This is a genomic window from Ruminococcus sp. 1001136sp1_2201st1_G3_2201SCRN_220225, assembly GCF_040924365.1.
Classification (GTDB): Bacteria; Bacillota; Clostridia; order Lachnospirales; family Lachnospiraceae; genus Blautia_A; species Blautia_A faecis.
In genome coordinates this window covers 24241-50122 of record NZ_JBCOME010000030.1, presented here as the reverse complement: position 1 = coordinate 50122, position 25882 = coordinate 24241, and the positions used below count along the sequence as shown (strand labels likewise).

Sequence of the window (25882 nt, the reverse complement as noted above, 5' to 3'; positions counted from 1 at the left end):
CAAAGGTTGCATCATAAACATGATGCGCAAAAGAGAATCCGGTGAGAGTCCGGAACGATGCCGTCACTGTGTAAGGGAGCTGCTTCAGAGCCCACTGGGAAACCGGGAAGGGGGAGCAGTGTTGACCGAAGTCAGGAGAACTGCCTTTGCGTGGAATCTTAGGTCTGCGGTACACAGAACTTGTATTCTCATAACGATACATGAATATTTCCTGAATGTTTTTTGGAAGAAAAGTGTGTATATGAGAATGTGTGCAGTCGCAGAAAATGCGGCTGTTTTTATGCAATGGGAGATTGGTGATAGATTTCCCATAGGATTCTTTATACGTGATTCTATCCGGAAATACAAAAAAAAGAGGAAAAAGAAATGAAAAGAAAATCTTTATTAGCAATCCTTCTTGCAGCTTCTATGGCAGCAAGCATGACAGCAGCAACAGCAACTGTTGCATTTGCAGAGACAGAGGAAGCAGCAGAGGAGACAACAGACGATGCTGAGACAGCTGATGATGCTGAGGCAGCTGACGATGCTGAAGCAGCTGATGATGCTGAGACAACAGACGATGCAGAAGCAGCTGATGACACTGCAGATGCAGATAAGGAAGCGGCTGATAAAGTAGCAGCACTTATCGATGCTATTTATGTTCAGGAGAGAACAGATGATACAGATGAGCAGTGCAAGGAAGCTAAAGAAGCATGGGATGCCCTTACAGATGCTCAGAAAGAGCTTGTAGAGGGAGAAGAGGCCAGCCCAGAGTATTTCGGACGTGATACAGGTGATGCTTCCAAGGATGATCCTCGTAATCAGGACGAGATCGGTGAGAATGAGCTTCTTGTAGTAAGCTTTGGTACATCCTTTAACGACAGCCGTGCAGAGGATATTAAGGGAATCGAGGATGCTCTTGCAGAAGCATTCCCGGATTGGTCTGTAAGAAGAGCATTTACCGCTCAGATCATTATCAACCATGTACAGGCAAGAGATGATGAGAAGATTGATAACATGCAGCAGGCACTTGACCGTGCAGTAGCAAACGGTGTTAAGAATCTTGTAGTTCAGCCTACACATCTTATGCATGGTGCTGAGTACGATGAGATGGTAGAAGCTATTGATGCTTACAAAGATAAATTTGAATCTGTAGCAATCGCTGAACCAATGCTTGGTGAGGTTGGCGATGACGCTACCGTTATCAACGATGACAAAGCTGCTGTTGCTCAGGCAATCACAGATGAAGCTGTAAAAGAAGCTGGATATGACAGCATGGAAGCAGCTGCAGAAGATGGAACCGCATTTGTATTCATGGGACATGGTACTTCCCATACAGCAAACGTTACATATGACCAGATGCAGACCCAGATGGAGAAACTTGGATTCACAAACGCATTCATCGGTACTGTAGAAGGTGAGCCAGAGGATACAGCTTGTGATGAAGTTATCAATAAAGTAAAAGATGCCGGATTCAAGAAAGTAATTCTTCGTCCGCTTATGGTTGTTGCTGGTGACCATGCAAACAATGATATGGCTGGTGATGATGACGATTCCTGGAAGAGCATGTTCGAGGCCTCTGGAGATTTCGATGAGATTGACTGCCAGATCGAAGGTCTTGGAAGAATTGACGCTGTTGAGCAGCTTTATGTAGCTCATACTCAGGCAGCTATTGATTCCATCGCGAAATAATTATTCTGGTATAAATTGTTATTGCAACAGAACAAAAGCAGCTGCTCCTACACTGTGGGGCAGCTGTTTGAGTAATAAAACAAATACGGTACACACAAGTGCACCGTAAATAAAGAAAAAGCAAGGAGAGTTATTATGAAACGTTCATTAGTCATTTTATTAACAGCTGTAAGTATTTCCGCTATGACAGCAGGAACTGCATTCCCGGCATTTGCAGAAGCCACAGAGGCTGAGGCAGAGGAAACCACAGATGGTGCAGAGAATGCCGCAGACAGCGAACTTGAAGACGGTGTTTATGGTGTAGAGTTTGACACAGACAGCAGTATGTTCCATGTAAATGAGGCTTGCAACGGAAGAGCTACCCTCACTGTAAAGGATGGTAAAATGACCGTTCATATTACTCTCGTTTCCAAGAATATTGAGAATGTTTTCCTTGGAACAGCAGAGGATGCACAGAAAGACGGTGCCGAACTGATTCAGCCTACTATTGATAAGGTAACTTACAGCGATGGCATGACAGAGGAGGTTTATGGATTCAATGTTCCGGTAGAGAAGCTGGATGAGGAATTTGACCTGGCAATCATTGGTAAAAAGGGAAAATGGTATGACCATAAGGTAAGCGTTACGGATGTGCAGGAGCTGACTGAGGAAGAAAAAAATGCAGTTGAGATCGGTGAGGAAGAGAAAAGCGAAGATGCTGATACAACTACAGATGCAGCTGCCGAGGAAGAGAATAAGGATTGATCAATAATCTGAAAGGGACATCACATGAGCGAAAACGGTTCATGCGATGTCCCTTTTTATATTTATTTTGTTTTGCCCTCACCGGCAAAATATTCTTTTGTCAGCTTCACAACTGTACCGGAAAGCAGGAACAAAGCAATCAGGTTGGGAATTGCCATAAGACCGTTAAATGTCTCGGCAATGCTCCACATCAGTCCAAGGTTGGCAGTTGCGCCAAGGATGGCAACCAGGGAATAAATAACCATAAAAGGTTTGATCACTTTTTCAGAGAACAGGAACTCGATGCAGCGGGCACCGTAAAGTCCCCATCCGACTGCTGTGGAAAAAGCGAAGCAGCACATGGCAACTGCTGTAAAAATGGATACCCAGCTTCCATATGTAGAAGTAAATCCAAGGATCGTAAGCTCTGCGCCAGCTGCTTTTCCATAATCAACAGCAACGCCGCTGCAAAGGATAACCAGTGCAGTCAGTGTACAGATCACGATGGTATCTGTAAAGACTTCGAAAATACCGAACATACCCTGTTTTACAGGCTTTTTGGTATCTGCACACGCATGGGCAATGGATCCGGTACCAAGACCAGCCTCGTTAGAGAAGATACCACGGGAAACACCCTTTTTTAAACTTGTGAACATACTTAAAACAATGCCGCCTGTTACAGCTCTGGGCTGAAATGCCCCTCTGATAATAGAAGCGAATACAGCTGGTACATTCTGAATGTTCAGAAGGATAACTCCCAGTCCGAGAAGAATGTAAAGCAGAGCCATAAATGGAACCAGCTTTTCGGTAACATGGCCAATTCGTTTGATTCCGCCAAGAAGGATCATGGCAATTAGAATGGCAATTATGATTCCGATGATCAGGTTGGAAGTAGAAACGGCGCTTTCGCTGATCACGTTATAATTCAGCAATGCAGAATTGATGGCAGTGGTGATAGTATTGACCTGTGTAGCGTTACCGGTACCAAATACAGTGAGCACGCCGAATGCTGCGAACAGATAAGCCAGCCAGTGCCATTTTTTGCTAAGACCGTTCTTGATGTAATACATGGGACCGCCTACCAGTTCACCGTTGGCATTGATCTCGCGGTAGTGTACCGCCAGAGTAACCTCAGCATATTTGGTACACATGCCAAACAGTGCAGAAACCCACATCCAGAATATGGCTCCGGGACCGCCAATTGCGATAGCACCTGCTACACCGGCAATATTGCCAGTACCGACCGTGGCTGCAAGTGCTGTACACACTGCCTGGAAAGGCGTGATAGCACCGTCAGATGCGTCACGTTTGCGGAAAATACGTCCAAGGGTTGTTTTGATTGCGTAGGGGAATTTGCGAATCTGAAGAAAATTGGTGCGGATACTAAGATAAAGACCAACTCCGAAAATACAGACCATTGCAGGAACGCCCCAGATAAAATTATTTACAGCGGTGTTGATTGTTTCGATTATTTGCAGCATAAAATACCTCTCTGGAAGTTTTTTTGGATGTATGTGAACGGAACTGCTTCCATGTCACACACATTATTAAACTGGTGCAGCCAGAGCCTGTTTGAAAAATCATTCTTGCAATCTGCACGCCCCATCTTGTGGGAAATATTGCAGAAAGCTTTTTTCAAACACGCTCTGGAGCTTCATTTATGTGAAGACATGACAACTACTGCACCATATTTAGCGGATAAAATTTGTCTTGATCTTATCTTCCGCCTGGGGAACTGCAATACCTGCCGCTTTCCCTGCTTCCAGGGATTTCAGAAGCCATGCCATATTGTTTCCAAGTGAGCGCATGATCTGAAGTCCTTCTTCATCCTGTGCAACTTCTGCAGGAGTATTTCCGTGAACCATGTTCCAGTAGTTAGCAGATACAACAGGCATTTCATGATAGCTGAAATATTTCTGAAGAACGTCTAAAGTAGCTGTGGTGCCGGCTCTTCTTGCAGAAGCAACTGCTGCAGCTGGTTTGTGGAGCATGTCTTTGCCTGCCATGGAGCAAAGCTTATCCATAAATTCAATGATCTGTCCGGATGGGGAAGCCCAGTATACCGGAGAACCAACTATAAGCGCATCTGCTTCTTTTAATTTCGCCGCGGCGGCTTTTACATTATCTGTATCCGGATTTCCAGCTTGGAAAATCTCAGTATCAATTCCATTATGATTCAGTGTTTTTGCCACTTCACTAAGTGCGGTGAACGTACAGCCTTCCTTGCGCGGGCTGCCATTTAAGAGTAAAACCTTCATGTTTTTCATCCTTTCTGAAGTAAGTTATATCAGACTGCGATAGCCGCAATCTGCATGCATCATCTCTCTAAAGCGGTAATGTATCTTCTTATTATACGATAGAAATAGTTGGATTTCAAGAGAATGGTTTTATTTTAAAAACACAATATGTTCACAATTTAAGATTATAATAAAAAATATTTGAACTATTCAGCAAATATTATTCCGCAAGGTATTTTATGTGAATCTGACTCACATAAAAATCGAAATCTTCGGCGCCCCACTTTGCGGTATATTTTGCCTGAATTGGTGAATGGTTATAAACATTTATTATGCGACAGAAAGGAAGTAGTAAGTGCTTCAGATCAAAGACATACACAAAGAATACAGAACAGGAAATTTGGTACAGCGTGCCCTGGACGGAGTGAGCCTTAGTCTTCGGGACAATGAATTTGTGGCAATTCTTGGTCCCAGCGGTTCGGGAAAAACCACTCTTCTGAATATTATTGGTGGTCTTGACCGGTACGATAGAGGCGATCTGATCATCAATGGGATTTCTACGAAAAAATATAAAGACAGGGACTGGGACTCTTATCGAAATCATACCATAGGATTTGTGTTTCAGAGTTATAATCTGATCCCACACCAGACAGTTCTTGCAAACGTGGAGCTTGCCCTTACCATTTCCGGTGTATCAAAAAGTGAGCGGAGACGCCGTGCAAAAGAAGCTCTGGAAAAAGTAGGCCTTGGTGCCCAGATCCACAAAAAGCCAAGTCAGATGTCAGGCGGTCAGATGCAGCGAGTGGCAATTGCCAGAGCACTTGTAAATGACCCGGAAATTCTTTTGGCGGATGAGCCAACAGGAGCCCTGGATTCAGATACCAGTGTACAGGTTATGGATCTTTTGCAAGGGGTCGCAAAGGAACGATTGGTAGTAATGGTCACCCATAATCCGGAGCTTGCCCAGCTTTATGCCACCAGAATCGTGACGGTAAAAGATGGGCGGATCCTTTCTGATACAGATCCGTTTGTGATAGACAGCGAGAGCATGGCACCTCCTGTTCACAAGAATATGGGAAAATCCTCCATGTCCTTTTTTACTGCACTTTCCCTTAGCTTTCAGAATCTGAAGACTAAGAAAGCCCGGACCTTACTTACTTCTTTTGCAGGCTCCATCGGTATTATCGGAATTGCGCTGATCCTTTCCATATCAAATGGTGTAGACAAATACATTACAAATATGGAAGAAGAAACACTTTCAGAATATCCGTTGCAGATACAAAGCACAGGAGTGGATCTTACCTCTATGATGATGGGAGCAGCCACAGCGCAGAGTGGGAAAAAGGATGGGGAAGTAGGAGTTGCCCAGATGGTGACTAATATGTTCTCCAAAATGAATTCCAATGATCTGGAGTCTCTGAAGGTTTACCTGGACAGTAATGAAAGCAGCATTTCCCAGTATGCAAATTCGGTGGAGTATACGTATTCTGTTTCTCCCCAGATTTTTCTGGAAAATGAAAAAAATATCCGACAGGTAAATCCGGACAAATCTTTTTCGGCTATGGGTTTGGGCTCTGGTTCCTCCAACAGCATTATGTCTTCTACCATGAGCACTGATGTTTTTCATGAAATGCCGGAAGATGCTGATCTTTATAAGGATCAATATGACGTGAAAGCGGGAAGATGGCCTGAAAATTATAAAGAATGTGTACTGGTGCTTACTTCACAGGGCGATATCAGTGATTTTCTCCAATACACTCTTGGGCTTCGGGACGGTAAGGAACTGGATGATATGGTTCAGAAATTTATGGCAGAAGAGGCAGTGGAAACGCCAGAAAACGAGGGTCCATACACCTATGATGAAATCCTGGGGAAGAAATTTAAGCTGGTAAACAGTACCGATTATTATGAATATGATGAAGAATATAAGGTCTGGAAGGATAAATCAGACAACAGCTCTTATATGAAAAAACTGGTGAAAAACGGAGAAGATCTGACAATTGTGGGAATTGTCCAGCCTGTGGAAGGTGCCGCTGCTTCCATGCTCACTGCAGGAATCTGTTATACCCCGGAGCTTACCAAACATGTGATCGAGAAGGCTGCTTCCAGTGAAATTGTGAAGCAGCAGCTGGCGGATGAAAAGATAAATGTTTTTACCGGAGAGGAATTTGGAAAAGAAGACAATGAGAACAGTAAGTTTGACATGGAATCCCTTTTTTCCATTAACGCGGATGCTCTGCAGGAGGCCTTTCAGGTAGATCTCAGTGGATTTAATATGGACCTGTCCAGTCTTTCGGGGCTGTCCTCCGGATTGAATGTGGAAATGCCGGATATGCCTGACATGTCAGCTCTGGCTGGAAATATAAATCTGGATGAGAGCAGTATGCCGGATCTTTCCAAGCTTATCAAGCTGGATGACCTTGATCTGGATCTTTCCCATATGATTGATCCGGAAGAAATTCTGAAAAATCTTCCGGCAGACCAGGTTCCGGATATGAGTCAGGCGCTGAAGTCAGTGAAGTTTGATTTTACAGAAGAGAAGGTAACTGCTTTGCTGAAAGAGGTTCTTACTGGTTATCAGGAAAGCATTAAAGATAAACCGGAAGCAGATATGGATAAAATGCAGGCAGCATTGAAGCAGTATCTGACATCAAAAGAGATGAACGAACGTCTGTGCAAGGATCTGCAGGAGCTGGTGAAAAATAACGTGAACGTGGATATGTCTTCGGAAAAACTGATCGCAGTGGCTGTGGGGCTGATGAACCAGTATCAGGAGTATGCCAAGGCAAATGGTATCACCCAGACAGATGTGGCCAGCATTCTTGCCTTTTTAAGTCAGGGGGAAATCCAGCAGCAGATCAAAGAGGAAGCAGAGAATCTGGTTAAAAACAGCGTGACAGTGAATATTACCACAAAACAGATACGGGATCTTCTTATGCAGGACGTTGTAGCTGCTTATCCGGAGTATGCCAGGAATAATTCCCTTCCGGACCCGGCTAATCTGGGAACCTATTTTCTGGAATATATGCAGACAGAGGATGGGCAGAATCGTCTCATGAATGGACTTATGACTCTTGTGGATACCAGCGAGGTGCAGACGCAGTTTTCCCAGGCAATGGAAACTTACATGAAAGTCATGATGACTTCTTTCACAGATGCGATCGCAAAGGGGATTGAGTCAAAATTTACAGAGATAATGGAACAGGTGGAAAAACAGCTTACAAAGGGAATCCAGACTGCTATGGAGCAGATGATGGGAAATATCAGTTCCGGTATGCAGGAGGCAATGCAGTCTGTGATGACCAGTGTATCATCGAGTCTTACTTCTGCCATGAGCCAGGCTATGAGCGGACTTGGCGGATTGGGAAGCGGCATGGGAAATATGGAAGATGCGCTTTCCATTAATCCGGAGGCTTTTGCAAAAGCAATTCAGATGAACATGAATGAGGACGACCTCTCAGAGCTCATGATGTCCCTACTGTCATCTGAAAATTCTTCTTATGACGGAAATCTGAAAAAGCTTGGATATGCAGATCTAAATGTTCCTGGCGGAATTAATATCTATCCAAAGGATTTTGAAAGTAAATCAGAAATTGTAGGTATTCTGGATCAGTATAACGCGGATATGGAAGCGGCAGGAGAGGATGAGAAGGTGATCACTTATACGGATCTTGTGGGAACGCTGATGTCGTCAGTTACGGATATTGTAAATATTATCAGTTATGTTCTGGTGGCTTTTGTAGCGATTTCCCTTGTGGTTTCTTCCATTATGATCGGTGTTATCACGTATATCAGTGTTCTGGAGAGGAAAAAAGAAATTGGTATTCTAAGAGCGATTGGTGCTTCCAGGCACAACGTGTCACAGGTGTTCAATGCGGAGACGTTTATTATCGGATTTTGCGCAGGTGCTATGGGGATTGGAATTACATTGCTTCTTCTCATTCCTGCGAACAGCATTATCCGGTCACTGGCTGACGGAGTGAATGTGAAGGCGGCTCTTCCTCCTGTAGCAGCAGTAGTTCTGATCGGACTGAGCGTGGTTCTGACTCTTCTTGGCGGACTGATCCCATCAAGAAAAGCTGCTAAAAGTGATCCGGTGACAGCGCTTCGAACTGATTAAAATAACAGAATTTGATGACTGATTTTGACCATCATTATAAAATACAGAAAAATGCAGGGTTCAGGTTGGGGCACAGCCTGATATCTGCATTTTTTTGTGATTTATGGATATTACTATTTGTACAGCCAATAGTAAATAACCGCCATATTGATCTGTCTGATCTGTCATATACTGCGCCAATGTGGCAGATACTTAATTTTCACTGTACTGGAGCGCGTCTGAAAAATCATTCCCGCAATCTGTACGCCCCACTTTGCGGTATGTTTCGCCCGAATTCGGTTTCCGTAGCCTGCTACGACGCCCTCATCCGGACAAAATCTCCCACAAATTGTGACGTACATCTTGCAGAAAGCTTTTTTGAACATGCTCTGGCACATCGTTGCATATAAAAAATCAAAAACAGTCAAAATAATTCATAGTTGTGCAATTGTAATAAATCATAAGTGAAAATCTTGTGAAAAAGATTGATTGACTTTGACTGTATATGAAAGTATAATAAGCACAACAAATCAAAAACAAGCAAAAATAAGCAGGAGGCAGAAATGATTTACACTGTGACTTTTAATCCGTCACTGGATTACATCGTGTCGGTAGAGAACTTCCAGCTTGGTCTTACCAATCGAACCAGTTCGGAGATGCTTTTGCCGGGAGGCAAGGGAATTAATGTTTCTACAGTTCTTATGAATCTGGGAATTGAGAGTACAGCCCTTGGATTTACAGCCGGATTTACCGGAGATGAGATTATCAGACGTCTTGAGGAGATGGGTGTGAGGAATGGTTTCATCCAGGTAGGGGAAGGCTTTTCCAGAATCAATCTGAAGCTGAAGAGTATAGACGGTACAGAAATCAATGGACAGGGACCGAAGATCGGAACTGATAAGGTGGATCTGCTGATGAAGCAGTTAGGAGAGCTTGGACAAGGCGATGTACTTTTCCTTTCCGGAAGCATTCCATCATCCATGCCGGATGATGCCTACCAGAAGATCATGGCTATGCTGGACGGCAGAGGCGTAAGAATCGCAGTGGACGCGACGAGAGATCTTTTGATGAAGGTTCTCCCCTATCATCCATTTCTCATTAAGCCAAATAACCATGAACTTGGTGAGATCTTCGGTGTGGAACTGAAAGACCGCCAGTCCGTGATCCCATATGGTAAGAAACTCCAGAAGATGGGAGCTGTGAATGTACTGATCTCCATGGCAGGAGAAGGAGCGGTCCTTATTGCTGAGAATGGAGACGTTTATGAGGAGCCTGCACCGAAAGGCAAGCTGATCAATGGTGTTGGAGCCGGAGACTCCATGGTTGCCGGATTTATGGCAGGATATATGGAGAAGCAGGATTATGAATATGCGTTCCACATGGGAATCGCAGCTGGAAGTGCCAGTGCGTTTTCTGAGAATCTTGCTACCAGAGAAGAGATTGAAGCTGTATATCAGCAGATCACAGGAAAGGATCAGGAGGAAAGGAAGAAATGAGGATCACAGATTTACTGGACGTAAGAAGTATTTCGTTAAATGCTGCCCCAGCAGATAAGTCTCAGACTCTGGATGCAGCGGTTTCCCTTATGACCAGAAGTGGCAAGATTAATGATGAGGAAGCGTACCGTAAGCAGGTCTATGCCAGAGAGGAAGAAAGTACTACAGGAATCGGGGAGGGAATCGCCATTCCTCATGGTAAATGTGATGCAGTAGAGAAACCAGGACTTGCCGCTATGGTGATCCCGGGAGGGGTTGACTTTGACTCTCTTGACGGAGAGCCGGTTACCTTGCTGTTTCTTATTGCTGCGCCAAATACAGAGGATAATGTTCATCTGGATGTGCTCAGCAAGCTTTCCATGATGCTGATGGATGAGGACTTTACCAAGAGCCTTCGTGCAGCGAAGACACCAGAGGAATTTCTTGCGATCATTGATCAGGCAGATGAGGAGAAGAAGAGCGTAGATGAGCGTCTGGCCGATATGGGAGAGGCTGAAGCGGATCAGTTTAAGATTCTGGCTGTTACTTCCTGTCCTACAGGAATTGCCCACACCTACATGGCAGCAGAAGGAATTGAGAAGGCTGCCAAGGCGAAGAACTGTTTTGTGAAAATTGAGACAAGAGGCTCTGGCGGAGCCAAGAATGTGCTTACAGAGCAGGAGATTCAGGATGCAGACTGCATTATCGTTGCGGCCGATGCCCAGGTTCCCATGGATCGTTTCGATGGCAAGAAAGTGATTCAGCGTCAGGTTTCTGATGGAATCAATAAGGCTGATGAGCTTGTAGAGCTTGCCATGTCTGGAAACGTACCGGTTTATCACAGCGGAAATGCATCAGCCTCATCACAGAGTCAGAATAAGGCCGGCGGCAGTGTGGGACACAAGATTTACACCCAGCTGATGAATGGTGTTTCCCATATGCTTCCGTTTGTAGTTGGCGGTGGTATTCTGATCGCCATTGCCTTTTTGATCGATGGTCTTATGGTAGATATGAATGCCCTGGATGTAGCCGAGCGCTCTAATTTTGGGTCTATTACTCCGGCGGCAGCTATGTTCAAACAAATCGGTGATGTGGCATTTGGTTTTATGCTTCCGGTTCTGGCGGGATTTATTGCCATGGCAATCGGTGACAGACCGGCACTTGCACTTGGCTTTGTGGGTGGAATGATGGCACACAGCGGAACTTCAGGTTTTCTTGGTGCTCTGGTAGCTGGTTTTGCAGCAGGATATATTATTCTGGGACTTCGTAAGGTATGTGAGAAGCTTCCGGAAGCCCTTGAGAAGATTGCGCCGGTTCTGATTTATCCGGTTGTTGGTATTCTGATCATGGGACTTCTGATGCTGTTTGTTGTAGAGCCCATCATGGGGGGTATCAATACAGCACTGAATAACGGACTTACCTCCATGGGAAGCTCCAGTAAGATCATTCTTGGACTGATCCTTGGCGGAATGATGGCAATCGATATGGGTGGCCCGTTTAACAAGGCAGCATATGTATTTGGTACTGCAGCGATTGCAGCTGGTAACTATGATATTATGGCAGCCGTTATGGTTGGTGGTATGGTTCCGCCATGCGCCATCGCACTTGCTACACTTCTTTTTAAAGACAGATTTACGAAAGAAGAAAGGGAGTCTGGTCCTACCAACTTTATTATGGGACTTGCCTTTATCACAGAGGGAGCCATTCCTTTTGCAGCAGCCGACCCGCTTCATGTGCTTCCGGCATGTATTGTGGGATCTGGTCTTGCAGGTGCAATGTCCATGGCATTTGGCTGTACCCTGATGGCACCTCACGGTGGAATCTTCGTAGTTCCGGTTATGGGAAATGCAGTGCATTATGTGAGTGCACTGGTAGTGGGAACTGTTGTTTCCGCAGTGCTCCTGGGAGTTCTGAAAAAGAAAAATGCCTGACAATGGATGTTCAAACAGGCTCTAATATTGGCTGCGGAATGAATGGTAACTCATGTCTGGAAAAGATATGCAGGTATAATCGTGTTATTGTGAAGGTCATGAACAGTAACATAATCGTGAATAGTGATTGACACAGAATGTGAAATCCGATATAAAGAAATCAAATAATAAGAAAATCAATAGAGACCAAAGATAAAAAGAAAAATGGAGGAATGAATCATGAGAGAATTTAAATATGTTGTAACAGACCCGGAAGGAATCCACGCACGTCCAGCAGGAGAGCTTGTAAAAGCAGTAAAGGCTTTTTCTTCTGATATCAAGATCGCAAAGGGCGGCAAGGCTATGAATTGTAAGGCAATCTTCGGAATTATGGGACTTGCAGTGAAGAAAGGTGACGAGGTTACTCTTACATTTGAAGGTGCAGATGAAGACGCTGCATATGAGGCAGTGAGCAAATTCATGCAGGAAACTCTGTAAGACAGGAAGGGGACATACCTGCGGGTATGTCCCTGTTTGTTTGTAAACAGCTTGTCAAAGTGATATTTGCGTGAGACTTTGGTGAGTATCACGAGAACGGGAAAGGCTGGCAGGAGCGTTTGGTCTCCTGTCAGCAGATCAAATAAGTGGGAGAGAAAAAATGCAGATATATAATGGAAAAAGTGTTTTCGGTGGTATTGCCATCGGTAAGATCAGTGTATATCAGAAAAAAGAGCAGCAGGTTAAGCGTGTGAAGATTGATGATCCGGAACAGGAGATGGCGCGCTATGAGAAAGCTAAGGCAGAAGGGATTAAACAGCTTCAGGGACTTTACGATAAGGCCTTGAGAGAAGTCGGGGAAGCCAATGCAGCAATCTTCGAAGTTCATCAGATGATGATGGAGGACGATGGATATAATGAATCTGTAGAGAATATCATTCGCAGCCAGGGCGTAAATGCAGAGTATGCAGTGGCAACTACAGGTGACAATTATGCGCAGATGTTTTCGGCAATGGACGACGATTATATGAGAGAGCGTGCAGCTGATGTTCGTGATATTTCTGAGCGGCTTCTCACCATTTTAAATGGAGAAGAGACAGGGGCTGTAGATGCAGACGAGCCGAAGATCATTGTGGCAGAGGATCTGGCACCATCAGAGACTGTACAGCTGGATAAGGATAAAGTTCTCTCTTTTGTTACAGTGAAAGGCTCCTTGAATTCCCATACAGCGATTCTTGCAAGGACCATGGCGATTCCTGCACTTGTAAATACTTCCGTGTCTCTTGAGAGTGAGATGGATGGCAGACTTGGAATTGTAGACGGGGCAGACGGTACATTTTATGTAGATCCGGATGAGGAGACTCTGGCAGAGATGAAGAAGCGCCAGGAAGAAGATCTTTCCAGAAAGCAGCTTCTTTTGACCCTTAAAGGAAAAGAGAACGTTACACTTGACGGACAGAAAGTAATGCTGTACGCTAATATTGGCAACATCAAGGATCTGGCAACAGTCATTCAGAATGATGCTGGTGGAATCGGTCTTTTCAGAAGTGAGTTTATTTATCTGGAGAAGGAAGATTTCCCAACCGAGGAAGAACAGTTCCAGATTTACAGACAGGTTGCACAGACTATGGCAGGCAAGAGAGTGATCATCCGTACATTGGACATTGGTGCAGACAAGCAATGCGATTATTTCCACATGGAGCATGAAGAGAATCCGGCACTGGGATGCAGGGCAATCCGTATCTGTCTGACAAGACCGGAGATTTTCAAGACACAGCTTCGTGCTTTATTCCGTGCCAGTGCATTTGGCAAGATCGCAATTATGTATCCTATGATCACCAGCGTACAGGAAGTGCGTAAGATCAAGGAAATCGTAGAGGAAGTGAAAGCGGAGCTTACCTCTCAGGGCGTAGAGTTTGGTAATCCGGAACAGGGAATTATGATTGAGACTCCGGCAGCAGCAATCATCAGTGATGATCTTGCGAAAGAGGTTGATTTCTTCAGCATCGGAACCAACGATCTCAGCCAGTATACTATGGCAATCGATCGTCAGAATCCTCAGCTTGACCTGTTTTTTGATCCTCATCATCCGGCAGTGCTGCGCATGATTTCCCTGGTTATGGAGAATGCTCATAAGGCTGGTATCTGGGCTGGAATCTGTGGAGAACTTGGTGCTGACCAGTCACTTACAAAAGAGTTTCTGGCAATGGGAGTGGACGAGCTTTCTGTTTCACCGGGAAGTATTCTTCCACTGCGTAAGATCATTCTGGAAACCAATGTTACAGATTATAAGGCGGGAAAAGAATGTTAACACAGCAGCGACATGAGATCATTTTGGAGCTTCTGAGAGAGAAAGGAAGTATTACTGTCACAGAAGTGAAGGATCTTTTAGATACATCAGAGTCAACAGTGAGAAGAGATATCACTGCACTGGATAAGGAAGGCAAGCTAGAGAAAGTCTTCGGCGGTGCCGTAGAACTGAAGGAGCGGGTAACTGCATATGAATATTCAGTTGCCGAGAAAATGGGACTGAAGCTGGAGGAGAAGGACCGGATCGCAAAATATGCAGCAGGTCTTATCCAGGAGGAGGATTTTGTCTATATTGATGCAGGTACTACTACTGGGGATATCCTGAAGTTTCTTAAGGTTACAAGGGCAGTATTTGTTACCAATGCAGTGGTACATGCCCAGACACTGGCAGGAAGAGGCTTTAAGGTTCTTCTTGTAGGTGGAGAGCTGAAGAGCACTACAGAAGCAGTAATTGGTAATCAGGCTATGAATACGATTCGTGGTTATCATTTTACCAAAGGCTTTTTTGGAACCAATGGACTTACCAGAAAGAGTGGCTGTACTACCCCGGATGCCAATGAAGCGGCAGTTAAAGCAGCTGCCATGGAGCAGTGCAGGGAGTGCTATGTGCTCTGCGATAGTTCCAAGTTTGACAATATCAGTTCTGTGACCTTTGCAGATTTTTACAGATCTACGATAATTACAGACAGGATTCCGTCTGGCTATGAAGATTGTGCCAATATTATAGAAGTACAGAAGGAGCAGAAATAGAACATTTGAGAAGAGAAGTTTAGTTCCGTTTTTTGATAACTTTCCGGAAGGTCTGTGTGGACTGTTGAAAGCGTGAGAACAAACCATATTATGCAGTTTGCAGGAATGATTTTTTAACATACTCTGGATAAAGTGTTCCTTTCATAGTATAATAGTCCACAGGATTTCTGACAGATAAAGGTTGGGAGTTCTGTGGACTTTTTTATGGAATAGAAAATATGTTGAAATCCTCTGTGAGGCAGTAGGTGGATTTTTATTAGAATACGTGAGGTAATGCTATGATAAAACTGATTGCATCAGATTTGGATGGTACACTTCTGAAAGAAGGCACCATGGATATTAACCCGGAGATTTATGACATTATCCGAAAGCTGAAGGCTAAGGGAATTGTATTTGCAGCTGTCAGCGGCAGAGAATATGACAGTATAGAAAGAGTGTTTGCACCTGTGAAAGATGATATTTATTTTATTGCAGGAAACGGTGGAATCATTTCCTATCAGGGAGAGATTATTGAAAAAATGGCAATTCCTGCCGATATACTCAAAGAGGTTGTGGAGTATGTGAGAGTCCAGAAGGGAGCTTCTTTCATGACAGCAGGCAGTGCCCAGGCATACGTGGAGCGGGCAGACCAGGCTTTTGTGAAGAAACTTCGGGAAGGATATAAACTTCATGTAAATGAAGTGGACGATGTATTGAATGCCCCGGAGACTATGACAAAAGTTGCCATGTATAACGAAGAAGTGGATGCAGCTCTAGGAGCAGAGGAAGCGAAGCGGCGTTTTGGAGATAAGATTCAGATCATGGCTTCCGGTGATTACTGGGTAGATTTCGTGGATGTACATTCCGGAAAGGGAAATGCTCTTCAGAAACTTTGTAACCGTCTTGGAATTACGAAGAGAGAAGAGGTTGTTGCTTTCGGAGATAACTGCAATGATGTGAGCATGCTGCTGGAAGCTGGAAAGAGCTATGCAGTTACCACTGCCCGCGAGGAAGCCAAGCAGGCCGCCAGATACGTACTGGAGAAACCAGGTCCGGACAGTGTGCTGAATGTATTAAAAATGATTTTGGAGTTATAAGAGAAAAGAAGAATAAAGAAATGGGAGCAAATTCAATTTTGTAATTCCATTGGAGAAATTTTTGATATTGTAGTGGAAGATATGATTCGTCAATCAAAGGGATTACAGGGATAAAAAATCCGGGCTGTGTGGAGCAGTCCGGATTTTTGTGGGGCAAAATCAGGCAAGAATCCTTCCATCTGTGGAGATGGTGTACACCTGCCATGGAAGAAATTTTCCACTGGCTTTCATGGCATTTATGGCTGCATTCTGGATTCCGCCGCAGCATGGAACTTCCATGCGCACGATGGTAACACTCTTGATATTGTTCTGACGGATGATTTCGGTGAGCTTTTCGCTGTAATCTATAGAGTCCAGTTTCGGACAGCCGATAAGAGTAATCTTACCTTTGATAAAATCCTGATGAAAGTTAGCGTAAGCATAGGCTGTGCAATCTGCAGCAATAAGAAGGTCAGCATCGTCAAAATATGGAGCATTGATAGGAACTAACTTAATCTGTACCGGCCACTGTTGAAGCTGGGAGTGTGCTTCCAGCTTTTTCTTATTTTCCAGAACTGCGGCTTCGTCGTAAGCAGCTGCCTCCTTTTCTACAAAAGAAATGGCATTTGTTGGACAGGCAGGGAGGCAGTCGCCCAGACCGTCGCAGTAATCTTCACGAAGCAGTTTTGCTTTACCATCTATAATTCCAATTGCACTTTCGTGGCAAGCGCGGGCACAGAGCCCGCAGCCGTTACATTTTTCTTCATCTATATGAATGATTTTTCTGATCATGAGAGTATCCTCCTTATCCCAACAACGTTTTCAAGTCTTCCTCTGGCGTAGTAATCGCAGCGATCCCAAAGTTTTCTACCAGATAATTCAGCACATTCTGTGATAAAAATGCCGGAAGGGTCGGGCCAAGACGGATGTTTTTGATTCCAAGGTGAAGCAAGGTAAGCAGAATGGAAACTGCTTTCTGCTCATACCAGGAGAGCACCATGGAAAGAGGAAGCTCATTTACCCCACATCCAAATGCTTCTGCAAGAGCGCCCGCAACCTTGATCGCGCCGTAAGCATCGTTGCACTGTCCCATATCCATCAGTCTTGGAAGCCCACCGATGGTTCCAAGGTCCAGATCGTTAAATCTGTATTTTCCACATGCAAGTGTAAGAATTACGGAATCAGAAGGAGACTGCTTTACAAAATCGGTATAGTAATTGCGTCCGCTTCTTGCGCCGTCGCAGCCTGCTACCAGGAAAAAGTGACGGATAGCACCTGCTTTTACAGCATCAATTACCTGATTTGCAACGCCAAGAATGGTTCCATGGGAGAAGCCGGTTGTAACGGAAGTTCCGCCGTTGATTCCGGTAAAATGCTGGTCTTCCTGATATCCGCCAAGCTCCAGGGCACGCTGGATAACTGGTGTGAAATCTTTTTCTTCATTAATGTGAACAGTTCCAGGGAAAGTGACAGTTCCTGTAGTAAATACCCGGTCCATGTAGCTTGGTTTCGGCGGCATCAGGCAGTTTGTGGTAAAAAGAACAGGAGCTGGGAGCTCTGCAAATTCTTTTTGCTGGTTCTGCCATGCAGTACCGAAGTTTCCTTTCAGGTGACTGTACTTTTTCAGTTCCGGATAAGCATGACAGGGAAGCATTTCACCGTGGGTGTAAATATTAATGCCTTTTCCTTCTGTTTGTTCCAGAAGAAGTTTCAGGTCATGCAGGTCGTGACCGGTAATGACGATGAATGGGCCTTTTTCCACAGTAAGAGGTACTGTAACAGGAGCTGGTGTGCCGTAAGTGGCAGTGTTAGCGCGGTCAAGAAGCTCCATGCAGGAAAGATTGTATTTACCTGTTTCCATTACAATAGGAAGAAGCAGGTCCATATCCCAGTCCTCGCCCAGTGCAAAAAGTGCTTTTGCGAAAAATTCGTTTACTTCTGTGTCAGTATATCCAAGTGTCATTGCATGGTAGGCATAAGCCGCCATTCCGCGGATTCCAAAGAGAATCAGAGATTTCAGGGAGCGGATGTCTTCCTGGGCGTTCCAGAGAAGCTTCATATCGTAGTCGTCGTTATGTCCGCAAGGGGAAGCGCAGCCGCCACAGTCTGGGCGAAGCCGGGCTTTTTCCTGGTGGATGCGGTCTGTGATTTCTGCGATGGCTTTGTCATCGAAGCTTACGTTGGTAAGGGTAGCAAACAGACCTTCCACCATCAGTTTCCATGTGGTTTCTGCAAGTGGTGTATTCTCATCTGCTGCATGGGAGAGTCCGATGAGAGCTCCGGTAAGTTCATCCTGAAGTCTGGCTGTATCAGCGGTTTTTCCACAGACTCCTTTGGCACCTGTACAGCCGGTACATCCGGCAGTTTGTTCACACTGAAAACAAAACATGTTCTGTTCCATAAATAGTTTCCTCCTGAATTTGATCATATTGTTCTATAAGGTATAAGCATTTCGTGAAAATAAGTTGATTGGTTTCTGATTGTTTTGTAATTGCAAAAGGAAAAGTAACAGGAAATTCTTTTCGCTTCGCATGAGAAAGTCAGAGATGGATAATTTATTTCTGCCACCGTCCTTGACTTTGTACGCATACTATAATATAATCCAACCAACAAGTATGTTGTTATAACAACAAAAGGAGAAAAATGAATTATGAATTTCTTTCCAGGACTTTTCTCTTTCAGGGAACAAGTCCAGAAGAAACAAAGCACATGCTTTCCTGTCTGAAAGCCACTCCGCAAAGCTTTGCCAAGGGCAGCACGATCTGGCAGGTGGGAGACCAGGTGAAGATGATGGGACTTGTGCTTAACGGCAGTGTTCATATTGAGAGCATTGACATGATGGGAAACAAGAGTATTCTGAACCGGATTGCGCCAGGCCAGGTTTTCGGAGAGACATATGCCTGCATTCCAGGGGAAAAGCTGCTCATAGGGGTGACGGCTGCAGAGGATTGCCAGATCCTTTTTCTGGAGGTGGGAAAGATTTTTCACACCTGTCCGGATACCTGTCCCTGCCATGAGAAACTGATCTGTAACATGCTGATGGTCATGGCGAAGAAGAACCTGGAACTTTCCAGAAGAAGCCTTCATACGGCACCGAAATCCATCCGGGGGAGGCTGCTTTCCTATTTTTCCCAGGAGATGGTGCAGCAGGGCAGCAGCCAGTTTATGATCCCCTTTAACCGGCAGGAACTGGCTGATTATCTTGGAGTAGACAGAAGTGCGCTTTCCAATGAGCTTGGCAAAATGCGAAAAGAAGGGATTATTGAAGTAAACAGAAACCAGATCCATTATCTGGAGCGTGTTTGAAAAAGGCTTCATAGCAGGAGGGAAAATTTAAAATGAATCTGACACCATATTTTAAAAGTATTATCGATCAGGATGTTGCATCCGTTGTTATCTGCAACCTGAAGCATGAAATTATCTACATGAATCCGAAGGCCGTGGAGAGTTATCATAAATGGGGTGGTGAGGCACTGCTTGGAAAAAGTCTTATGAATTGTCACAATCCGAAGTCAAAGGAAATAATTGAAAAAGTGGTTGCCTGGTTTGAAGAAGATAAGGAGCACAACCGGATCCATACTTTTTATAATGAGAAACAGGCGAAGGACGTATATATGGTAGCCCTGCGTGATGAGGACGGAACTTTGATAGGCTATTATGAGAAGCATGAGTACCGGGCACGGGATGAGGAACCGTATTACAATTTCTGAAGCTAAAAACATGTTACTGCTTACGACCTGACTAGCAGTACGCTTCGCGATGCACAGAAATCATGTATTCGCATGATTTTGCGTCGCAATTTTCGGGTTTTCTGTGAACAGGAACAAAAACATTAATAAAAAAATGGGTGGGAAAAGAAACTAGAGCGTGTTTGAAAAAGGCTTTCTGCAAGATGTGCGTCACAATTTGTGGGAGATTTTGCCCGGATGAGGGCGTCGTAGCGGGCTACGACAACCGAATTCGGGTGAAATATACCGCAAAGTGGGGCGTGCAGATTGCAGGAATGATTTTTCAAACAGGCTCTAAGACGAGCGAAAACGACAGAGGCTTGTTTTAGTTTCTTTTAAGGCATAAAAAAAGTATATGAGTTTATTCGTAATCAGATAAACTTCATATACTTTTTGTTTGTAATCCTGTCAGCTGAATACTGCAAATAATGCCCCAAAAAGTCCTGCACTTGCAGCGCCCATGATAAGACCAGCCAGAATGACACCAAGCATTACAGCCAGAACACTGGACTTAAAGTCCATGTCCAGAAGGCTGGCAGCCAGGGTTCCGGTCCAGGCACCTGTGCCGGGAAGAGGAATTCCTACGAAGAGTAGAAGTGCTACGAATAATCCGCGGCCGGCCTTTGCCTGCAGGGCCTTTCCTCCTTTTTCACCTTTCTCAAGACAGAAGGTAAAGAAACGTCCGATCACCGGTTTATCCTTGCCCCACTCCAGAACCTTGCGGGCGAAGAAGTAGATGAACGGTACTGGAAGCATGTTTCCGATAATGGCGATAATGTACGCCGGAACCAGCGGAATTCCGAAACCTACAGCATACGGAATCGCGCCACGCAGCTCGATCAGCGGTACCATAGAAATGAGAAAAACGATTAAATAACTTTTCATGTTTAAAATCTCCTCTAATTTCATTCCAATAACATCTGGGTTATTATACACGAAAAAAATAGAATTGAACAGAGCAAAAAAAGAAATTACTATATTAATACAGGAAAAAGAAAGATTTTATTCCAAACCTATTGACAGAAGTTATTTAAATGCTATAATAAAAACAAACATATGAATAATTGTTCATATGAAAAAGAGAACATTTTCAAAAGGAGACCACTACCATGAAAAAAACTTACAAGATTGATGTTGACTGTGCAAACTGTGCAAACAAGATGGAGGAAGCTGCTAAGAACACTGCTGGTGTTAAGGATGCGACTGTAAACTTTATGACTCTGAAAATGATCGTTGAGTTTGAAGATGGACAGGAGCCGAAGGCTGTTATGCAGGAAGTTCTGAAGAACTGTAAGAAAGTAGAAGACGACTGCGAGATCTTCTTATAAAAACAATGAGGAAAAGCAGTTACTAGAGCGTGTCTGAAAAAGGCTTTCTGCAAGATGTACGTCACAATTTGTGGGAGATTGCGGGAATGATTTTTCAAACAGGCTCTAGGCACAGAGTGAACAGTAAGACAATAACCGGACAGGATGTATTCTGTTCAGTCACGCAAATGAATTAAGCGAATATGTCGCGTGCCAGCGACATCATTATAATGGAGGCCGTGCCCTCAAGGCATGTGAAAGAATATGAACAAGAAGCAGAAAAAAGTATTGACCAGAATTATTATTGCTTTTGTCCTTTTGGTTTTGCTGCGCTTTCTTCCGGTAGATGGCTATCTTCGAATGGCACTTTACATGGTCTCGTATCTGGTGATCGGTTATGATATTCTGAAAAAAGCGTTTAAGGGAATTAGGAACCGTCAGGTATTTGATGAGAATTTTCTGATGGCAGTTGCCACAATTGGTGCCATTGCTCTCGGCGATTATCAGGAAGGCACTGCGGTTATGCTGTTTTACCAGATCGGAGAACTTTTCCAGAGTTATGCCGTTGGAAAGAGCAGAAGAAATATCAGCGAGCTGATGGATATCCGTCCGGATTATGCAAATATCGAGCAGGACGGCAAGCTGGAAAAGGTAGATCCGGACGAGGTAGAGATTGGAACTATCATTGTGGTTCAGCCGGGAGAGAAGATTCCAATTGACGGAATGATTGAAGACGGAAATTCCACATTAAATACAAGCGCATTGACAGGAGAAAGCCTTCCGCGAGATGCAAAAGTGGGGGATGAGGTCATCAGCGGCTGCATTAACATGACAGGTGTATTGAAAATCCGCACCACAAAGGAATTCGGTGAATCTACGGTTTCCAAGATCCTGGATCTTGTTGAGAACTCCAGCTCCAAGAAATCCAGATCTGAAAACTTTATTTCAAAATTTGCGAAATATTATACCCCGGCAGTTTGCTACAGTGCTCTGGCACTTGCAGTCATTCCGCCTCTTTGCAGAATGCTGTTTATGGAACTTTCTCCGGAATGGGGAGACTGGATCTACCGTGCCCTGACGTTCCTTGTAATCAGCTGTCCATGTGCACTGGTGATCAGTATTCCCCTCAGTTTCTTTGCTGGAATCGGTGGTGCCAGCAATCAGGGCGTTCTGGTAAAAGGCTCCAACTATCTGGAGACACTTTCCCAGACGAAGATTGTTGTTTTTGATAAAACAGGTACTATGACAAAGGGCGTATTCGAGGTCAGCGGAATCCACCATAATGAGATGGAGGATGCAAAGCTTCTGGAATATGCAGCATATGCAGAGTGCTCTTCCTCACACCCCATCAGCAAGAGCCTTCAGAAAGCATATGGCAAGCCAATTGACCGCAGCCGTGTCACAGACATTGAGGAAATCGGTGGAAACGGTGTTATTGCAAAGGTGGAAGGCGTGTCTGTAGCTGCCGGCAACGCGAAGCTGATGAATCGTCTGGGTATTGCGTACAAAGAGTGCCATCATGTAGGGACGGTTGTCCATATGGCTGTGGATGGAAAATATGCAGGTCACATCCTGATTTCTGACATTATCAAACCTCATGCCAAAGAGGCAATTGAGAACCTGAAAAAAACAGGCATTACAAGAACGGTTATGCTCACCGGTGACGGAAAAAAAGTGGCAGAGTCTGTAGCAGCTGACCTTGGAATCGGAGAGGTTCACAGCGAGCTTCTTCCGGCGGATAAGGTTTCCAAGGTGGAAGAGCTTCTTTCAAACAAGTCTGAAAAAGAGAAGCTTGCCTTCGTTGGAGATGGAATCAATGATGCACCGGTTCTTTCAAGAGCGGATATTGGTATTGCAATGGGTGCTCTTGGTTCTGATGCTGCAATCGAGGCGGCTGACGTTGTCCTGATGGACGATGACCCGTTGAAGATTGGGAAAGCCATTCGCATTGCCAAGAAGTGTATGCGAATTGTATATGAAAATATTTATTTTGCAATTGGCGTGAAACTGATCTGCCTGGTACTTGGTGCCCTCGGCATTGCAAACATGTGGATAGCCATTTTTGCAGATGTAGGAGTTATGGTACTGGCAGTGCTCAATGCAATCCGTACTTTGTTTGTGAAAAATCTTTGATGATGATATCGAGGTATTCAGAATGAAAAAAGACATAGATAAAGAAGTGGAAATTTGTGATTGCTGTGAGGTTCATGAAAATCTTCTGCAAATTGTAAACGAGACCATCCCGGAGGAAAACGAGTTGTACGATCTGGCAGAGCTGTTCAAGGTGTTTGGAGATTCTACCAGGATCCGGATCCTGTTTGTACTTTTTGAAGCAGAGGTGTGCGTGTGTGACCTTGCAAAGGCATTGAACATGACTCAGTCAGCTATTTCCCACCAGCTTCGTATCCTGAAACAGAATAAACTGGTAAAAAGCCGCAGGGATGGAAAATCTATATTCTATTCTCTGGCAGATGAGCATGTTCGGACAATCATTGACCAGGGAAGAGAGCATATAGAGGAAGATTAGAGGTTGACTTCTTAACGGCAATTTGGTATATTAACTACACATATGGATTCTGTGAGGGAGTAGTTTGCGTGAAAACGTGGTTTGTCAACAGTCGCGGCTTTGATCGGATCTGATTCTGGCCTGGCAAATCTTAAAGAATGAGACTCATGTATGCATGTTATGGCATACATGGGTCTTTTTACATTTGCGGCAGATGTGATTCCAAAGAAGCAGGCTTATGAAGTAAATGCTGTTTTGTAGCATTTATTTTGCAGAAAGCCTTTTCAAACACACTCTGGAGAATTTGTAAAGGTAAAAATATGCTGATAACAAAAGGAGAATATTATGCAAAATATTATTAATGGATTGCCAATTGCAGCTGTTATCCTGCTGCTGGCAGTGGGATTTGCCTTTCTGGTAAAAGGGGCTGACTTTTTTGTGGAGGGAAGTTCCAGCATTGCGAAGAAGTTAAAGGTTCCGCCCATCATCATTGGTCTTACGATTGTGGCTATGGGAACTTCACTGCCAGAAACAGCCGTGAGTGTGACTGCTTCTCTGGTACAGAATAATGAACTTGCGGTCAGCAATGTAGTAGGATCCAATATTTTTAATCTGATGTTTGTAATTGGTGTCTGTTCAATTCTGACTCCAATTATGGTCCAGAAAGCAACTGTGGTAAGAGATATTCCCTTGTCTTTAGGATGTGCACTATTTCTGCTTGTACTGGGAATTTCAGGACTGGGAGATAAGACGGGAATGACGCTGGGTCATGCAGATGGAGTTATTTTCCTGATCGTGTTTGCCGGATACATTTTCACAATGGTACGAAGCGCAATGAAAGCGCGTGCAGCAGGACAGAAGGTTGAAATAGAAGGTGTTGAAGAATGTGACAATATGAAAGAGCTGTCATACGGCAAAAGTATTCTCTTTCTGATCGTGGGTGCAGCTGCAATTGCTTTTGGCGGTGACCTTACCGTTGATACAGCCAGCAGGATTGCAATAGAGCTTGGAATGAGCCAGACTCTGGTCGGGCTTACCATTGTGTCTATCGGAACTTCACTTCCGGAGCTTGTAACCTCTGTAGTTGCAGCAAGAAAAAATGAAGTTGATATGGCAGTTGGAAATGCAGTTGGATCTAATATTTTCAATATTCTGATGGTTCTTGGAATCTCATCTGCTATCAGTCCGGTAGCTTTGATCCGGGAAAACATAATCGATATAGTGCTTCTTATGGTATTTTCGGTTATGGTCTGGATCTTTGCAGGAACCAGGAAAAAAATTGAGCGCAAAGAGGGTATTATAATGGTAGTGGTATATCTGGTTTATTGCGCATATATTATTGCCCGTTAATAAAAGTAGAAAAAGCTTTCATCCATCCCGCAAAGGGAGAGATGAAAGCTTTTTTTTGATTGGAAAACAGGTGAAAATCAACGCTTGCATAGAAAAACGCCTGGCGGAACAGTACCAGCTGAATAGCGGTAAATATGCTGAAAAAATTAAAACATATTGCTGATAAAAATTTCCAGACCAATTGCGATAAGAATGACGCCGCCGAGAATATCCGCCTTGTTGGAAAGCCTGGTTCCGAAGCGTTTTCCAAGGGAAAGTCCGGTCATGCAGATAAAGAATGTGACTATGGCAATGATCAGGGAACAGACAAGAGCCATCAGCCAGTCATACTCTGAGATGGTGAATCCTACGGACAGGGCGTCAATGGAGGTTGCAATGCCCTGAATGAAAAGGGCTTTGGGACCAACTCCCGGAATTTCATCACCCTCATCGGTTCCCCGGATACCATTGATCAGCATGGAGCCTCCGATATAGCAAAGAAGGATCAGCGCAATCCATGGAATAAATTTCTCAAATGTCCTGAAGTATCCTACAATGGTGTGGACACATAACCATCCGGTCATTGGCATGATGGCCTGGAAAGCACCGAATGTGCCTGCAATGCCGCACATTTTTTTCATGCGCATCCTAGGCTCGTGAAGGCCGTTTGCCAGGGACACAGAAAAAGCATCCATTGCAAGTCCGACTCCAAGCAGGGCGCTGTTCAGAAAAAACACAAAACTGTAGTTCATTTTTACGTTCCTCCGTAATGTATTTTATTACTG

Annotated in this window: 25 protein-coding genes, 2 pseudogenes and 1 riboswitch; of the genes and pseudogenes, 17 read left to right on the top strand and 10 right to left on the bottom strand. The window is 44.4% G+C overall.

Features of this window, described 5'->3' with window-relative positions:
- Positions 1 to 163: riboswitch (cobalamin riboswitch) on the top strand. This riboswitch is flagged as partial in the annotation.
- 203 nt (positions 164 to 366) lie between these two features.
- Both AB5642_RS11095 and AB5642_RS11090 read left to right on the top strand, forming a co-directional pair.
- Positions 367 to 1671 carry a sirohydrochlorin cobaltochelatase gene (locus AB5642_RS11095; RefSeq protein ID WP_173719390.1) on the top strand — a complete coding sequence of 435 codons (1305 nt, stop codon included), beginning with the start codon at positions 367 to 369 and terminating at the stop codon, positions 1669 to 1671.
- A gap of 135 nt (positions 1672 to 1806) precedes the next feature.
- Entirely contained in the window at positions 1807 to 2415 is a 609-nt protein-coding gene (locus AB5642_RS11090; protein ID WP_227199081.1) for a hypothetical protein, read from the top strand.
- A gap of 62 nt (positions 2416 to 2477) precedes the next feature.
- On the opposite strand, the gene AB5642_RS11085 is transcribed toward AB5642_RS11090, so the two are convergent.
- The 3 genes from AB5642_RS11085 to AB5642_RS11075 all read right to left on the bottom strand — a co-directional run bounded on the left by AB5642_RS11085 (position 2478) and on the right by AB5642_RS11075 (position 4652).
- Positions 2478 to 3875 (bottom strand): sodium:alanine symporter family protein, encoded by a 1398-nt coding sequence (locus AB5642_RS11085; RefSeq protein WP_173719391.1) that lies wholly within the window; start codon positions 3873 to 3875, stop codon positions 2478 to 2480.
- On the bottom strand, positions 3835 to 4014 hold the full coding sequence (locus AB5642_RS11080) for a DUF6783 domain-containing protein (protein ID WP_368371617.1): 180 nt from the start codon (positions 4012 to 4014) through the stop codon (positions 3835 to 3837). The genes AB5642_RS11085 and AB5642_RS11080 overlap by 41 nt, the downstream gene beginning before the upstream one ends.
- A gap of 71 nt (positions 4015 to 4085) precedes the next feature.
- Complete coding sequence (locus AB5642_RS11075; RefSeq protein WP_118579516.1) at positions 4086 to 4652, bottom strand: flavodoxin family protein; 567 nt, start codon at positions 4650 to 4652, stop codon at positions 4086 to 4088.
- Positions 4653 to 4986: 334 nt separating this feature from the next.
- Between AB5642_RS11075 and AB5642_RS11070 the strand changes: the two genes are divergently transcribed.
- The gene (locus AB5642_RS11070; RefSeq protein WP_173719392.1) at positions 4987 to 8751 is read left to right on the top strand and encodes an ABC transporter ATP-binding protein/permease; all 3765 of its coding nucleotides are present in this window, start codon (positions 4987 to 4989) and stop codon (positions 8749 to 8751) included.
- A 164-nt stretch (positions 8752 to 8915) separates the two neighbouring features.
- On the opposite strand, the pseudogene AB5642_RS11065 reads toward AB5642_RS11070, so the two are convergent.
- Positions 8916 to 9053: pseudogene (locus tag AB5642_RS11065) on the bottom strand (DUF6783 domain-containing protein); the annotation flags it as partial.
- Here AB5642_RS11065 and AB5642_RS11060 point away from each other — a divergent pair.
- The 7 genes from AB5642_RS11060 to AB5642_RS11030 all read left to right on the top strand — a co-directional run bounded on the left by AB5642_RS11060 (position 9012) and on the right by AB5642_RS11030 (position 16248).
- Positions 9012 to 9140 carry a DUF6783 domain-containing protein gene (locus tag AB5642_RS11060; RefSeq protein ID WP_306467805.1) on the top strand — a complete coding sequence of 43 codons (129 nt, stop codon included), beginning with the start codon at positions 9012 to 9014 and terminating at the stop codon, positions 9138 to 9140. The pseudogene AB5642_RS11065 and the gene AB5642_RS11060 sit on opposite strands and share 42 nt — an antisense overlap.
- A gap of 153 nt (positions 9141 to 9293) precedes the next feature.
- A complete protein-coding gene (gene pfkB, locus AB5642_RS11055) occupies positions 9294 to 10226 on the top strand; it encodes a 1-phosphofructokinase (protein ID WP_173719393.1) in 933 nt (310 codons plus the stop codon).
- A complete protein-coding gene (locus AB5642_RS11050) occupies positions 10223 to 12136 on the top strand; it encodes a fructose-specific PTS transporter subunit EIIC (RefSeq protein WP_173719394.1) in 1914 nt (637 codons plus the stop codon). Before pfkB ends, AB5642_RS11050 begins: the two co-directional genes overlap by 4 nt.
- A 219-nt stretch (positions 12137 to 12355) precedes the next feature.
- Positions 12356 to 12613: an HPr family phosphocarrier protein gene (locus AB5642_RS11045; protein ID WP_118579528.1), complete on the top strand. Its 258-nt coding sequence runs from the start codon at positions 12356 to 12358 to the stop codon at positions 12611 to 12613.
- A gap of 160 nt (positions 12614 to 12773) precedes the next feature.
- Entirely contained in the window at positions 12774 to 14423 is a 1650-nt protein-coding gene (gene ptsP / locus AB5642_RS11040; RefSeq protein WP_173715929.1) for a phosphoenolpyruvate--protein phosphotransferase, read from the top strand.
- Positions 14417 to 15172 (top strand): DeoR/GlpR family DNA-binding transcription regulator, encoded by a 756-nt coding sequence (locus AB5642_RS11035; protein ID WP_173719396.1) that lies wholly within the window; start codon positions 14417 to 14419, stop codon positions 15170 to 15172. Before ptsP ends, AB5642_RS11035 begins: the two co-directional genes overlap by 7 nt.
- 278 nt (positions 15173 to 15450) lie before the next feature.
- Positions 15451 to 16248, top strand: a complete 798-nt coding sequence (locus AB5642_RS11030) for an HAD family hydrolase (RefSeq protein WP_368371615.1) — start codon at positions 15451 to 15453, stop codon at positions 16246 to 16248.
- A gap of 159 nt (positions 16249 to 16407) precedes the next feature.
- Here AB5642_RS11030 and AB5642_RS11025 read toward each other — a convergent pair whose 3' ends face one another.
- Positions 16408 to 17019 carry an ATP-binding protein gene (locus AB5642_RS11025; protein ID WP_368371614.1) on the bottom strand — a complete coding sequence of 204 codons (612 nt, stop codon included), beginning with the start codon at positions 17017 to 17019 and terminating at the stop codon, positions 16408 to 16410.
- Between the two features lie 13 nt (positions 17020 to 17032).
- A complete protein-coding gene (gene hcp / locus AB5642_RS11020; protein WP_173774157.1) occupies positions 17033 to 18628 on the bottom strand; it encodes a hydroxylamine reductase in 1596 nt (531 codons plus the stop codon).
- 242 nt (positions 18629 to 18870) lie between these two features.
- Here hcp and AB5642_RS11015 point away from each other — a divergent pair, with 242 nt between their 5' ends.
- Together AB5642_RS11015 and AB5642_RS11010 are read left to right on the top strand one after the other, a co-directional pair.
- Positions 18871 to 19533 (top strand): Crp/Fnr family transcriptional regulator, encoded by a 663-nt coding sequence (locus AB5642_RS11015; protein ID WP_368371613.1) that lies wholly within the window; start codon positions 18871 to 18873, stop codon positions 19531 to 19533.
- A gap of 32 nt (positions 19534 to 19565) precedes the next feature.
- Positions 19566 to 19937, top strand: coding sequence for a PAS domain-containing protein (locus AB5642_RS11010; protein WP_173719399.1), 372 nt, complete (start codon positions 19566 to 19568; stop codon positions 19935 to 19937).
- Between the two features lie 122 nt (positions 19938 to 20059).
- Here AB5642_RS11010 and AB5642_RS11005 read toward each other — a convergent pair.
- A pseudogene (locus AB5642_RS11005) lies at positions 20060 to 20182 on the bottom strand (DUF6783 domain-containing protein); the annotation flags it as partial.
- On the opposite strand from AB5642_RS11005, the gene AB5642_RS11000 reads away from it, so the two are divergent.
- Positions 20132 to 20284: a DUF6783 domain-containing protein gene (locus AB5642_RS11000; protein ID WP_313721213.1), complete on the top strand. Its 153-nt coding sequence runs from the start codon at positions 20132 to 20134 to the stop codon at positions 20282 to 20284. The pseudogene AB5642_RS11005 and the gene AB5642_RS11000 sit on opposite strands and share 51 nt — an antisense overlap.
- Positions 20285 to 20363: 79 nt before the next feature.
- Here AB5642_RS11000 and AB5642_RS10995 read toward each other — a convergent pair whose 3' ends face one another.
- Positions 20364 to 20840, bottom strand: a complete 477-nt coding sequence (locus AB5642_RS10995; RefSeq protein ID WP_118579636.1) for a small multi-drug export protein — start codon at positions 20838 to 20840, stop codon at positions 20364 to 20366.
- A gap of 224 nt (positions 20841 to 21064) precedes the next feature.
- On the opposite strand from AB5642_RS10995, the gene AB5642_RS10990 reads away from it, so the two are divergent.
- Positions 21065 to 21283, top strand: a complete 219-nt coding sequence (locus AB5642_RS10990) for a cation transporter (RefSeq protein ID WP_118579549.1) — start codon at positions 21065 to 21067, stop codon at positions 21281 to 21283.
- Here AB5642_RS10990 and AB5642_RS10985 read toward each other — a convergent pair.
- Complete coding sequence (locus AB5642_RS10985; protein WP_368371616.1) at positions 21278 to 21385, bottom strand: DUF6783 domain-containing protein; 108 nt, start codon at positions 21383 to 21385, stop codon at positions 21278 to 21280. The genes AB5642_RS10990 and AB5642_RS10985 overlap by 6 nt on opposite strands.
- Before the next feature lie 141 nt (positions 21386 to 21526).
- On the opposite strand from AB5642_RS10985, the gene AB5642_RS10980 reads away from it, so the two are divergent.
- The 3 genes from AB5642_RS10980 to AB5642_RS10970 all read left to right on the top strand — a co-directional run bounded on the left by AB5642_RS10980 (position 21527) and on the right by AB5642_RS10970 (position 25118).
- Positions 21527 to 23395: a heavy metal translocating P-type ATPase gene (locus tag AB5642_RS10980; protein WP_368371612.1), complete on the top strand. Its 1869-nt coding sequence runs from the start codon at positions 21527 to 21529 to the stop codon at positions 23393 to 23395.
- A 22-nt stretch (positions 23396 to 23417) separates the two neighbouring features.
- On the top strand, positions 23418 to 23789 hold the full coding sequence (locus tag AB5642_RS10975; protein WP_148461875.1) for a helix-turn-helix transcriptional regulator: 372 nt from the start codon (positions 23418 to 23420) through the stop codon (positions 23787 to 23789).
- 324 nt (positions 23790 to 24113) lie between these two features.
- Positions 24114 to 25118: a calcium/sodium antiporter gene (locus tag AB5642_RS10970; RefSeq protein ID WP_148461874.1), complete on the top strand. Its 1005-nt coding sequence runs from the start codon at positions 24114 to 24116 to the stop codon at positions 25116 to 25118.
- A 146-nt stretch (positions 25119 to 25264) separates the two neighbouring features.
- Here the strand turns inward: AB5642_RS10970 and AB5642_RS10965 are convergent, their stop codons facing one another.
- The gene (locus AB5642_RS10965; RefSeq protein ID WP_368371611.1) at positions 25265 to 25849 is read right to left on the bottom strand and encodes a manganese efflux pump MntP family protein; all 585 of its coding nucleotides are present in this window, start codon (positions 25847 to 25849) and stop codon (positions 25265 to 25267) included.
- Between the last annotated feature and the right edge of the window lie 33 nt (positions 25850 to 25882).